The 14,135-nt window shown below is 38.8% G+C and carries 6 protein-coding genes and 1 pseudogene; all 7 read left to right on the forward strand.

Features of this window, described 5'->3' with window-relative positions; all coding sequences use genetic code 11:
• Positions 1 to 41 precede the first annotated feature (41 nt).
• The 7 genes and pseudogenes from ABJL82_RS01635 to ABJL82_RS01665 all read left to right on the forward strand — a co-directional run bounded on the left by ABJL82_RS01635 (position 42) and on the right by ABJL82_RS01665 (position 13,993).
• Entirely contained in the window at positions 42 to 1,442 is a 1,401-nt protein-coding gene (locus tag ABJL82_RS01635; protein ID WP_347272946.1) for a glycosyltransferase, read from the forward strand.
• Between the two features lie 100 nt (positions 1,443 to 1,542).
• Complete coding sequence (locus ABJL82_RS01640) at positions 1,543 to 1,899, forward strand: hypothetical protein (protein WP_347272947.1); 357 nt, start codon at positions 1,543 to 1,545, stop codon at positions 1,897 to 1,899.
• Positions 1,886 to 2,155 (forward strand): hypothetical protein, encoded by a 270-nt coding sequence (locus ABJL82_RS01645; protein WP_347272948.1) that lies wholly within the window; start codon positions 1,886 to 1,888, stop codon positions 2,153 to 2,155. The genes ABJL82_RS01640 and ABJL82_RS01645 overlap by 14 nt, the downstream gene beginning before the upstream one ends.
• Before the next feature lie 193 nt (positions 2,156 to 2,348).
• The gene (locus tag ABJL82_RS01650) at positions 2,349 to 2,750 is read left to right on the forward strand and encodes a hypothetical protein (RefSeq protein WP_347272949.1); all 402 of its coding nucleotides are present in this window, start codon (positions 2,349 to 2,351) and stop codon (positions 2,748 to 2,750) included.
• A gap of 73 nt (positions 2,751 to 2,823) precedes the next feature.
• Positions 2,824 to 3,933 (forward strand): annotated as a pseudogene (locus ABJL82_RS01655) (DegT/DnrJ/EryC1/StrS family aminotransferase).
• Positions 3,930 to 4,724 (forward strand): class I SAM-dependent methyltransferase, encoded by a 795-nt coding sequence (locus ABJL82_RS01660; RefSeq protein ID WP_347272950.1) that lies wholly within the window; start codon positions 3,930 to 3,932, stop codon positions 4,722 to 4,724. Before ABJL82_RS01655 ends, ABJL82_RS01660 begins: the two are co-directional and overlap by 4 nt.
• Positions 4,725 to 4,726: 2 nt before the next feature.
• Positions 4,727 to 13,993 (forward strand): glycosyltransferase, encoded by a 9,267-nt coding sequence (locus ABJL82_RS01665; RefSeq protein ID WP_347272951.1) that lies wholly within the window; start codon positions 4,727 to 4,729, stop codon positions 13,991 to 13,993.
• The last annotated feature ends 142 nt before the right edge of the window (positions 13,994 to 14,135 follow it).

Raw genomic sequence — 14,135 nt, forward strand, 5'->3', positions numbered from 1 at the left:
TAAGGTTAGCGGTAGTCTCTTCCGACAAGGAGTTCGTGGAAATGATTAGGGCATCAATAATTATACCGACATGTAATCGAGCCGAGTGGCTGAACACCACCATTCAATCTATAATTGCTCAAGAATGTCCTACCTCAGAATATGAGATTCTTATTGCAGATAACGGCTCGAAAGATAATACAAAAGAAGTCATAGAGGAACTTATTTTAAAACACCCTTCCTATAATATAAAATACTTATATGAAAAAGAACCAGGTTCAATGTCTGCTAGACATTGCGGTGCATTGCAGGCTAAAGGAAACATTTTTATCTTCATTGATGATGATGTTGAAGTGGGAGAAGATTGGCTTACTGCAATATCAGAAGCATTTGGAGACGCGTCTGTTCATCTTGTTGGAGGACCAAGTATTCCCAAATTTGACACTTCCCCGCCTGATTGGATAAGTAACTATTGCAAAGTAGAAAATGGCCGGGTTACATGTGGACATCTCAGCCTTCTGGATATTGGAGACAAAAAAATTGATATAAATTCAATATATATCTGGAGCCTTAACTTTGCCATACGAAAAAAAACGTTTTTTGAAGCAGGTGGTTTTCACCCATGTGTAATTCCTAAAAAATTGCAACACTTTCAAGGAGATGGAGAAACAGGGCTAAGTCTAAAAATTAAAGAGATGGGATACAAGGCTGCCTATGACCCTAGAGTAAAAGTATTGCACTATATCCCCAGAGAAAGGTTAACCGTATCCTTCTTTGAAGGACGTAATTATTATCAGGGTGTTTGTGATTCCTATACACAAATAAGAAAAAATAATGGTCTATCAAATATAAAAATCCCTGACTACCACATATTTGAGCAATTCTCACCAAACATCCCTGTTTATGATCAATATAAACAAATTATTTATAAGCGGATTCATAATGCTTACGTTGACGGGTTTCTTTTCCATCAGGAAGCAGTGCGAAAGAGCAAGACACTCTTGAAATGGGTCTTGAAGGAAGACTATTTCAACTACCGGCTTCCGGAGTTAGACCCACAAGAACAACAACAAATTCAAGAGGTGCGTGACCACATTCAAAAACGCTCCACACAACCACAATGGCCGCAGGCTACGGCTCAGGATATGTTCAAGGAAGCCTTTAACCTTATCAATTCTGACGACATAGTTACTGCTCTATCTAAATTAGATACCATTGTACATCAGTATCCAAACATGCCAAAAGTAAATCTAACCCGTGCTTTGTGTCTGTCTGCGCTTGCCCGCCCGCAGGAAGCAGTACGTGCCGCCATTGCTGAATTAACTATTCAGCCGGATAATAAACAGGCAGTAGATATATTATTGAAAAATCAACAGGTGTTATTAGAAGAGATGAAGACTGCATCCCGGACAACAGTTCAGTTTGTTGAACGTGTACTAAAGTCCAGATTTAACCAGGTTTGATTAAACGTATTAAATAATCGGTCAATAACGTGTAATAAATACGTTGTATATTTTGTGTTTAATTTCATAATATTCTTTAAAAATACCCGGAGAGGATAAAATGCAAACAAATATATTGACAGATGAACAGTATAAAATGCTTTCCCGAAAATTGATTAATAGCATAGAAAGGCATTTTAAGATAACTCCGTTAAATACTTTAAAACACTATAAATATATATTAAGAAAACCTATTTATATTACGATTGAAATGGAAAAGGACATTTTTATAGCATCCTTAGATGATATAGAGGCATTTGCTTATGCTGATACAGAATTTGAAGCAATTAATCGGTTGTGTGAAGAAATAATCAATATCTATGAAGACTTACAGGCGGACAGAGACAATTTAGATAAATTCCCTAAAAAATGGTTAACCTTCTTAGAGGAGGTTATTGTAAAAAGTGAAGAAAAATGAAGTAGAAAGGTTATTCAAAAAACTGGAATTGAAGACGCGGTCTACGGGACATAATTATGGGTGGTTGACTGTAAATGATAAGAAGATATTAAGGGTTCATTACTCTCATGGGAAAGGGGAAATTCCCGATAAAATTGTATCTAAGATTAGAGGGCAGTTAAAACTATATTTAAAGGATTTCAAAGACTTAATTGATTGTTCATTGAATTACAACAATTACATCAACATTTTAAAACAAAAGGGAATCATTGATTGATAAAATGGGTGAATGGGCATCTAAATTATATTACAACCAAGTTTAAAATAGAAAGACAGTTGCAACATAGCGCAGCAAAGCCGCAACCAAAAAGAGTTTAACCACAAAGGACACAAAGAAAAACCTACAAAAAAAGAAGTTTTTACCTAGTAATACTATATCCCCTGATATGCTGGTTTGATATGTTAAAAACATGAATAAAATAGAACAAATATTCGACGACTATCGCATGATAGCAATTATCATCTATGCCGAATATGAAAAAGAGGGCATTGAATTCTTAACGCCTGATAATTTTTCACAGCAGCTTGCATATATGAAACGTCCTGCCGGATATACAATTCAGGCGCATATCCACAAGCCCGTTCCAAGAAATGTTAAATATACACAGGAAACCCTGTTTATAAAAAAAGGCAGGGTTAAAATAAATTTCTATAATGAAGAAAAACAATATCTGAGTTCCAGGACATTGAAAACAGGTGATGTAATCCTGCTTGTTTCGGGCGGTCATGATTTTTTGATGCTTGAAGATACAGAAATGATTGAGGTTAAACAAGGACCTTATGCCGGTGAAGAGGATAAGGAAAGATTTTAATAAATAGAGATTGAGATTGAGGTAGAGAAATGTATAAGAGTTTCAGGGAAGTGCCTGTATGGTGGCGATAACTATGATCCCCGTTAACGAACCACTGTTAAACGGTAATGAAAAAAAATACCTGGCAGAATGCATCGATACCGGCTGGATATCTTCGGAAGGGCCTTTTGTCCGCTGATTTGAACAGGGTATTGCTGCACGTGTATCAAGAAGGTATGGAATCGCTGTAAGCAACGGCTCTGTTGCGCTGGAAATGGCGGTTGCAGCCCTCGGCATAGGCGAAGGTGACGAGGTTATTATTCCTGCCTTAACTATAATATCCTGTGCTGCCGCTGTCGTTCGTGCAGGTGCAATACCAGTTTTGGTAGATTCTGATCCTATCACATGGAATATGGACGTCAAACAGATTGAAGCAAGAATCACACCAAAAACAAAGGCGGTTATGGTTGTTCATATCTACGGTCTTCCTGTGGACATGGATCCTATATTAGAACTGGCAGAAAAATACCGTCTATTGATTATTGAAGATGCGGCAGAGATGCTCGGACAGACTTACAAGGGACAACCTTGCGGCAGCTTTGGCGATATAAGTACTATGAGTTTTTACCCTAACAAGCATGTAACCACTGGTGAAGGGGGAATGGTACTAACCAATAACGATACAGTGGCAGAAAAGTGCCGATCACTGAGAAACCTCTGTTTTCAGGCGAAGAAAAGGTTTATCCATGAAGAACTCGGCTGGAATTTCCGGATGACCAACCTCCAGGCAGCCGTTGGAATCGCCCAGTTAGAACAACTGGATATGTTCGTTGCAAAAAAAAGGAAAATAGGACAAAAATATACAGAACTTCTATCAGATATCAAATCAATTGACCTGCCGGTACAAAGAACGGATTATGCAGAAAATATTTATTGGGTTTATGGCATTGTGCTAAAAGATGAATTCCCGTTTGATGCAGAAGAAGTCATGAAACGATTGGGTGAGAAAGGCATTGGTACCAGGCCATTCTTCTGGCCAATGCATGAACAACCGGTCTTCAGGAAAATGGGATTATTTAAGAAAGAGTCTTACCCTGTTGCTGAAAGGATTTCCCGCCGCGGATTTTATATACCCAGTGGTTTGGCCCTAACTGGCAGACAAATGGAAACCGTTGCCAAAGTATTGCATGAGGTGTTTCAATGAAAGTTTTCGACAAGTATGCAGACTATTACGACCTCATTTACAAAGATAAAGACTATGCTGCCGAGGCAGACTTTATTGACGGGTTAATAAAAAAACACCACCCCGGAGCAAAAACGATACTTAATCTGGGGTGTGGCACGGGAAGCCATGATTTTCTCTTAGCACAAAAAGGCTACAATATTAAAGGCATAGACTGTTCCGAATCTAACATCAAAAAAGCGAACGCAAAACTTACAGACGTCGGTGAATATAAAAATTGCCTGGATTTTCAGAATGGCGATATTCGCACCTACAGAGCAAACAAAACCTATGACATTGTTATTTCGCTGTTTCATGTAATCAGTTACCAAATTACTAATGAGGATTTGAAATCTGTTTTTGAAACTGTAAAGATACCTCTGAATAAAAACGGGCTTTTTATTTTTGATTGCTGGTATGGACCTGCTGTATTGCATGTGCGGCCTGAAATAAGAATAAAAGAGGTTGAGAACAACAGAACCCGTATTATCAGGATTGCAGAACCGGAAATATTCCCAAATGAAAACAAGGTTCACGTAAACTACCGTCTGCTTGTCGTGGACAAAGTCACCAATAACATTACAGAAATCAGGGAAACTCACCCTATGCGGTATTTATTTAAGCCGGAAATAGATGAATTATTGTTTGCATCAGGACTTAAGGTGGTTGAATGCGCAGAGTGGATGACCAATAAGTCGCCTGGCTTTGATACATGGAGTATATATTTTATTGCAACACCTCAAATGGACACTAAACAAAAATATTTAAGGTAAAAATGAGTAAAGAAACAAACGGGAACAAGAATCAGGCAGTAGCTCTCATTACGGCACACGGTTGGATTGGAGTTTCAACTCCTGTTGTCATGACGGTCAAGTACCTTGCCAGTAAGGGGTATCTTGTTGATATATACATGACGGAAAATGAACTTTGCAATAACCTGGGAATAGCAACGCCAGACATTACGAGTAAGAATATTAAAATTTATAAAAATAAAACACAGAACAGCCACCAAATAATTACTACTTCTTCGGGATTAAAAATCTATACAACAGATTTAGAATTTGCGGCAAAGTATAGTTCTTCATCGCCTAAAAAATATGGATGGATAATCGGTTTTGATCCGGCAGGATTGATACGGGCCGCTCTTCTTGCTTCTGCATGGAATGTTCCTTTTATTTACCACTCCCTTGAATTATGCAGCCAGGAAGACCCCTATAAAGAAATCGAACGAATATTTTCACAAAAAGCCCTGTTCACGCTGATACAGGATAATGCAAGGGCTGATATTCTTGCCCAAACTAATGGTCTTGATAGAGATAAAATAGAGATAATTTATAACAGTTCTCTTGGAGATGCGTCTTCTGAAAAAAGCGACTTTCTTCGGGATACATTTAAGATACAAAAGGACAAAAAAATAGTTTTGGCCACTGGAACCCTTCTTCCTATTACCTGCATCGACCAGATCATTAAATCAGTAGGCAGTTGGCCAGGTAACTTCGTTCTCGTTTTGCATGGCTGGATACCGGATAAAAATTTTGAATTAAAAGTCCTGAAAGAAATTGAAACTAAAAAAGATAAAATCTTTCTATCAACGGAAATATTAGGCGTGGAAGAAAAACATAAGGTTTTTCAGTCTGCCGATATTGGGCTGGCGTTTTATAATCCCATCGATACTAACCTGAAATTTGCCGCCGGATCATCAGGGAAAATATTTGATTTTATGAAAGCAGGCGTACCTATTATTGGCAACAACATTCCTGGTATGTCAGAGCTGCTGGAGGGTAACGGTTGCGGAATAGTTGTGAATAATGCATCAGAGATAGGAAATGTACTACATAATTTAATGGATCAATATGAAGTATTAAAAAAAGGATGCATGGAAAACTTTCCCAAATATGAATTTGGCCGATGCTATGAAAAACTACTTAATAGAGTAATTTCGGAAATTCAGCGTAGTCAACATATGAAAAAAGATTCGCAGGCTATGCTTCCCCTCAATAATACTGCCAGTCAAAACAGACTTCAATCAATGGATGAGAATATTCTTCGCAACACTGACATCCTTGTTGCTTCTTATCCCCGATCAGGCAATACCTGGGTACGGAATCTTTTAGCAGATATCGTTTTACAGGTACATGGTATAAATACTGATACACATCGCTGGGAGGATACTGACCGTATTGTTCCTGACATACATCAAAAACAATTAAATAACATAGACGAACGAATAAAGCTTCCATACAGACTCATCAAAACACACGATATTTTCAATCCTCTCGTTCAAAAAACCATCTATATTTTTAGAGAAGCATCAGATTCTCTTTGCTCTTACTATCATTTTTTAAAAGATATTAGTAACAAAAAAGACCTGGCGGATATTGATAGTTTTTGCATTAATACTCTCGGTGAGTGGTATAAACACGTTCATTCTTATGTTAATGCCTATACATTAAAAGGAGCTAAAATTCTCTTTGTTTCATATGAACTACTTCACGAAGACCCTATTACGGCGCTTTTATCAATAACTGAATTTCTTGACCTTGAAGTAAACAAAAAGGTGTGTGTAAGGGCAGTAAAAAACCAGGAATTTCAGAAACATAAAAACCAATCGGTTACTTTTTATAGAAAAGGTATTATCGGATCAAGCAGAGAAGAGTTGAAAGAAACAACTCTTAAATATATTAAAGAAAAAGCACTGCCCCTCTATGAAGAAACGAAAAAATTGATTCATCTATCACGAATTGAACAAGAACTAGAGCGGGAATTCAATAATCTAAGAAAAACTAACTCTCCCAAGCCAGACGAAAGATTTGATTCTTTTGTCAAAAGTACAATAAATATTTCTACACAAGCAATTAAAGAAAATCAGTTCGAAGTAGCCTTACGTCTAATTGTAATGGCAAAATACTTCAAAATGCCAGTTTACGGACTAGATTACACCCGTGCTCTCTCCTTTTTAGGTATGGGACAAAAAGAATCCGTTGTTGAGGCATTAAAAGAAGAATTGCGCTACTTCCCGCAAAATTCTGAGGCAGAATTATTGCTGAAAGATATAATAAAAACATCCCACACGACAGAACCTACTAAATATAACTCCGAATTTCAGGAACTGCTGGATACCGTCAGGCCATACACGATGGTTGGAGAAGAACGTCTCCTTGCACTCTATCAATTGGCAAAAAAAGTTTGTGAAATGGATATTCCGGGAAATTTTGTCGAATGTGGAGTAGCAGGAGGTGGGTCTTCCGTCCTTCTGGCAATGGTTTTGAAACGTTACAGCAAACGGAAACGCATCCTCTTTTCCCTTGACAGCTTCGAGGGAATGCCTGTGCCAACTGAAGAAGATATCCATGGGGGAATTGCCGCAGATAGTACAGGATGGGGCACAGGAACTTGCGCTGCTCCTGAAGAATGTGTTCGGGAACTATTCCGGAAACTCGGGGTGCTTGATGTTGTAAAAACAGTAAAAGGTTATTTCAAAGATACATTGCCGGCAACACGAAACGAAATAAACCACATTGCTTTTCTACACATGGATGGCGACTGGTATGAATCAACACGTGATATACTGACCAATATATACGACTTGGTTGACGGCAATGGTTTTATCCAGGTTGATGACTACGGTTATTGGGAAGGATGCCGGAAGGCCATCCATGAATTTGAAAAAAACAAGGGCATTCACTTCAATATACAAAAGATAGATGGAACAGGCGTATGGTTTCAAAGACCATCAGAAGGGATATCAAACGTCAAACAGGACAAACGCCTTAAACTGCTCAATCTCGGTTGTGGCTCACATTACAAAGAGGGCTGGGTTAATGTTGATTTTAATTCAACCGGGCCTGGTGTAATTGCCTACAATCTAAACTGTGGCATTCCTTTTGAAGACGGTTCCCTTGACGTAGTTTACCATTCTCATCTACTTGAACACTTTTCTAAAAACAGTGCCCAAAGGTTTATGAGCGAATGTCACCGCGTCCTGAAAGATGGCGGGATTATTCGTGTGGTTGTTCCGGATCTTGAGCAGATAATTAAGTGGTATTCAACATTATTGGAAAAATCCCTTAATGGTGATCAAGAGGCGCAAAAACGATACGAATGGATTATGCTGGAGCTTTTTGATCAGATGGTACGAAGGGTATCGGGGGGAGAGATGCTTAAATATTGGAAACAAAACCCTATGCCTGCCGAGTCGTTCGTCACAGAAAGGTGTGGTTCTGAGGTGCTCAATGCAATAAATCATCTGAGAAGCCATTCAAATTTATCCCAGTCTGAAGACCATGTAACTTCGGAGTCTGCGTTGACGAAAGAGCAAGTAGGCCAGTTTGTACTTTCCGGTCAGAACCATCAGTGGATGTATGACCGTTATTCATTATCCAAATTGCTGAAAGAAGCCGGGTTTGATGAAATCAGGATATGCAGCGCTGATGAATCCCGTATTCCTGATTTCAATTCCTACTTTATGGATATCGAACCTGATGGTTCGGTGCGTAAACCTGACTCATTGTTCGTAGAGGCAATTAAAAAGGAAAAACTCGTTAAGGCTGAAGGGGAAAAAGCAATAAAAATTGTCCACCTCTGCATGCAGGACTTTGGCGGGGCTGGCGGGGCGGCATACAGGCTTCACCGTGGACTTCTTTCTATAGGCGTAAATTCTACAATGGTTGTCCTGAATAAAAAAAGTGAAGACCCAAGCGTAAAGGTGATTCCTGATACATATTCTGGCCATATGACTTCATGCATTGATACTCCAAGACATGATTCTTTAACATGGCAGAAACATGCGCAGAGATGGGAAATGTTATTAGCTCATTATCCAAAAAGGCCTGATGGTTTAGAAGTCTTTCGTGATGCAGATTCTGACGTTCGACTTGATCTTATCAAAGAGGTTCAGGGGGCGGATATCATAAATTTACATTGGGTGAACGGTGTATTTGATTGTAAAAGAGCGCCGTCTTCCATGGCAGGGAAGCCTATTGTTTGGACAATGCACGATATGAATCCCTTCACCGGTGGATGTCATTATGCAGGAGATTGCAGCCGCTATAAAACGTCGTGCGGGAAATGTCCACAACTGGGATCGGGAAAAGAAAATGACCTTTCAAGCATAGTATGGGAAAAAAGAAGTATTGCATATCCATTGCTTAATATAAATGTTGCATCACCGAGCAAATGGCTTGCAAGATGCGCCTCAGAAAGCAGTCTGTTTTCTCAATTTCCTGTTAGTGTTATCCCAAATGGTTGTCCAATTGACAAATTCAAACCCTACCCTAAAAAAGAAGCCCGTAAGTTTTTCAATATAGCAACGTCCGCAAATGTAATACTTTTTGGAGCAGACTCTGTAGTTAATAAAAGAAAAGGTTTTGTATATCTTTTAAAGTCTCTGAATAACCTCATATACAATGAAAAACAAAATATTCTCCTTATCACATTCGGACATATTCCCGATAACATTTTGATAAATATAAAATATCCCGTTAAAAATTTTGGTCATGTTTCAGATCAAAAACAACTTTCCATTATCTATAGCATGGCCGACCTGTTTGTTATCACTTCACTTGAAGATAATCTTCCAAACACAGTTTTAGAATCTATGGCATGCGGAACACCTGTTGTTGGATTTAATATCGGTGGCATTCCGGATATGATAGAGCACAAAGAAACAGGATATCTGGCAAAACCAAAAGACATTGATGATCTTACAAAAGGAATTAACTGGATTATATCTTCTTCTGAAGAAACAAAATTAAATTTATCAAAGAAATGCCGCAAAAAGGTAGAGGAACTGTATGCACTTGAAATCCAGGCAAATAATTACCGCAAATTATATGAAGAATTATATGAAAAGCATCAATCTATACTAAAAAACGCAAATGAATTAAATAAACAAGCCAAACAAGCCTTACAAAATGATGACATTCAAAGGGCAAAAGAACTATTAACAAAAGTCCTCAACCAATCACCAAATAACATAAAAGCCCTTAACAACCTTGCCGTTACAAAAATACTCGAAGAAGACTGGAAATCGGCGCAAGAGACATTGCAAAAAGTCCTTCAACTTGATCCTTCAAATCAAATTGCTCAGGAAAACCAGGAATATCTCAACCAGAAAATTTCTGAGACATTAACAAATGAGAAAAAAGCCAGTTCAGATATCAGGAAAGATAACTATCTGGTCTCTGCAGTAGTATCCGTGTACAATTCCTATGAATTTATTCATGGATGCCTGCAAACCCTGATCGGACAGACGTTATATGAGAAAGGATTGCTCGAAATTATTATCTTTGACACCGGTTCGGAGCAGGATGAGAAGTCTGTTGTTGTGCGGTGTCAGCAGAAGTACTCTCATATAAAATATATCAGGACGGAAGAACGCGAAACTATTTACAAGGCATGGAGTCGGGGGTCACAGGCAGCTTCCGGAAAGTATATTGTCAATACAAATACTGATGACAGACTGAGAAGAGATGCACTGGAACGTATGGCCGAAGTGCTGGAATGCCGAAGTGATGTGGGTATAGTTTATATCGATCAAATATTGACGGAACATCCGAACGAGACTTTTGCCTATCACCACAAAGATGGTTTCTTAAGGAGACCCGATTTTTCGAGGGAGGTTATTGTCCAAAGAAACCCATGCGGCCCGCAGGTAATGTGGAGAAAAAGCCTCCACGAACTGGTTGGATATTTCAACCCTGCATACGAGGTCGCAGGCGATTGGGATTTCTGGCTCAGGGTAGTTTTTAATACGAAATATACCATTTACCATATACCGGAACTTCTGGGTTTATACTACTACAATAAAAAGGGGCTTGAGCATGGTGGAAGAAAGCAGAAAGAAAGGCAAAGGGAGATCGCTGAAATCAAGAGGACATACTCTTCTCCTGAATCATATGCACCCGTAAAATCTCCTGCATGCCCAGATACCGGAAGGAATGGACACTTTTCTACGGGAAAACGCGTGCTCCTGACCACCTCCGCCGCCCCATCTCAATCTCCTTTTTCAACTGTAGAAAAGAGGCCCCCAATAGGATTGGGATTCCTTATCTCAGTATTAAGAAATGCGGGGCATGAGGTCTTTTTTATTGACAATTACCTTCAACCTAACAACTTTCTAGAAACAGATTATCTTCAGAGAAATAAGATAGATTATGTTGGCATTTATGCAAATACCATCTGTTATCGTGACACCCTGCGCATGTTTTATAAACTTGACTACTTACGGCGAACAGGAAAATGGCGCGGAAAGATAATGGTCGGTGGACCTCATACCACCGTGGCATTACATACGATTCCTGATTTTGTGGACTATATAGTCCAGGGGGAGGGTGAACGGGCTATCCTCGACATAGTCGAAGATAAAGTAAAAGACAGGGTTGTCCGTTATCCTACTATTAAAAATTTAGATGAATTACCCATGCCTGCATGGGATTACTTCATACGCCAGCCATACAAATGGGGCGTTGAATGGTTCAAGGAAACCCCTGTATTTACTTTGAACACAAGCCGGGGCTGCCCATTCAAATGCACTTTCTGCTCAGTAGGTTCTATTTGGGGAAAACAATACACATATTTCAGTGCGGAAAGGATTGTATCCGATATCGAATATTTGATCAAAAACTACGGGGCAAAGGGAATCTATTTCAGAGAAGATAATTTTACCCTTAACAAGAAAAGATTAACGACCTTCTGCAACCTGCTTATCGAAAAGAAAATAAATATACCATGGGCATGCGAGACAAGGGTAAACACCATAGACAGGGAGATTGTAGAATTGATGCATAGTGCAGGCGCCCGTGCATTTTATTTCGGCGTAGAGAGCGGTTCACAGAAGGTATTGGATTTTTTCAAAAAAGATATCACTATTGAACAGACCAGAAATGCCTTTAACCTGTGCCACGAATTCGGCATTAAGACAGCGGCAAGCGTAATCGTCGGAGTTCCAACTGAAACAGAAGATGACATTGTACAAACAATCAGATTGGTAGAAGAAATTAAACCGACTGTAACCTGGTACAACGTCTTTGTAGGAATACCTGATAGTGAGCTTTATCAATATGTAAAAAAGAATAAACTCTATGAATTCGCAGATGACAGGGGGTTATTGTACCTGAAAGGGCATAATGAGCGTGTAAGAAGATTTTACGGCAATCAGTGGAATGCATATATCCCAATAGATATTGATAACCCAAAGATAAGCGTTGTAATGTCGGTTTACAATGGTGGTAAATATCTGGAAGATTCTGTAAAAAGCATACTTACCCAAACTTATCAAGACTTTGAATTTATAATTGTAAATGATGCATCAACTGACGATTCGTTAGAAATAATTAAAAAGATCGAAGATTGCAGATTAAGAATAATTACAAATCCTGAAAATCTTGGTCTGACAAAATCTCTTAATAAAGGTATCAAAACTGCAAGAGGAAAATATATCGCAAGGATGGATGCTGATGACATTTCTTTACCACATCGTTTCGAAACCCAAATCAATTTTCTTGAAAAAAATCCGGATTATGCACTTGTGGGTAGTTCCTATTATCAGATTGATACAGATAACAAGATACACACTTTAATAAATGTCCTGACCGATAATGTACTGATAAAACAAGGACTGACAAAACAAAACTGGTTCGGACATGGTAGCGTGATGATGCGAAAGGATGTCTTTTTGCAGGTTGGTGGATACGATGAAAGATTCAAACTTGCCCAGGATTATGATTTATGGCTTAGAATTGCGGAAAGCCACAAAGTAGCCAACATAGACGAACCGCTTTATAAGTGGAGAGTAACAAAGTCAGGCATATCTGTTGAGAAAGAAGCAGAACAAAAATATTATGCGCACCTTGCTATCTCGGAAGCAAAAAAAAGAAATCACTCAAAGATTACCAGACATGATACTCAATATTTTCATAATACATTACAAACAAATCCCTTGGTTTCTGTTATTGTTCCCACATACAACAGGCCTGATACATTAAAAACAACTCTCGATAGTATTGCAGCACAAACATATAAAAATATTGAAACTATTGTCGTTAATGATGCAGGTGAAGATGTATCGGGTGTTATAGACACTTTCCACGATCGACTGTCCATCAAATACCTCGTTCACGATAAAAATAAAGGACTCGCAGCTTCCAGAAATACGGGAATCAACGCTGCAAAAGGGAAGTATATTGCCTACCTCGATGATGATGATATATTTCACCCGGATCACATAGAAACGCTGGTTACATTCCTGGAGACCACGAACTACAAAGTGGCTTATACTGATGCATACCGCGCACATCAGGAAAAAGAAGATGGAAAGTATATTACGAAAGGAAGGGATGTGCCTTATTCCCTTGATTTTGATTATGACCGTATATTAACCGGAAACTTTATACCCGTACTCTGCATTATGCATGAAAAGTCATGCATAGAAAAAGTGGGAATGTTTGACGAAACCCTTAGGTCTCATGAGGACTGGGATTTGTGGATGAGAATGTCACGGGAATTTCAATTCGCGCACATTAAAAAAATTACCTGCGAATTCTCGTGGAGACAAGATGGTTCGTCTATGACCGTTGGTAAAAAAGAGGAAATGGATTATACAAGGAATGTAGTTTTACAACGGGGAATAAAAATTTACCGGGGAAAACAAATTAGAGAGCTATTCAATAGAGCGGAGGCCTTATTCCAAAGTGGTGCTTACATCGAAGCAATTGACACATATAAAAAAGCCATCGAAACAAGCCCTTCTCCCAATCAACAATTATCGCCGGAAGAAACTTCCCGCCTTTATGACGCATACTACAATCTTGCCCTCTCATACGTAAATACCCAAAATTTAGACGATGCCATTGTCACTTTCCAAAAGGCTGTTGAATTACATAATGCGGACGCCACTATTTATAACAATTTGGGCGTTTTGTATTTCAAGAAAAAATTACATGACGATGCAAGGCACTGTTTTGAAAAGGCATTAGCAATAGATGCTAATTACGCAGAAGCAAAACAAAATCTTGAAAAAATATCCAGCCTTAAAAATTCATAACACTGATATACCGCAGAGAAGCCGGAGAACGCGAAGGATATGAACAGACTCGTGGTTGATACAGTGTCATTATGACACTATAATGTGAAATATTATGACATACACAGAGCTGACGGACAGTGCCGTATATTTCACCCTGCAC

The sequence above is a fragment of the Candidatus Kuenenia sp. genome (assembly GCF_039794105.1).
Lineage (GTDB): Bacteria > Planctomycetota > Brocadiia > Brocadiales > Brocadiaceae > Kuenenia.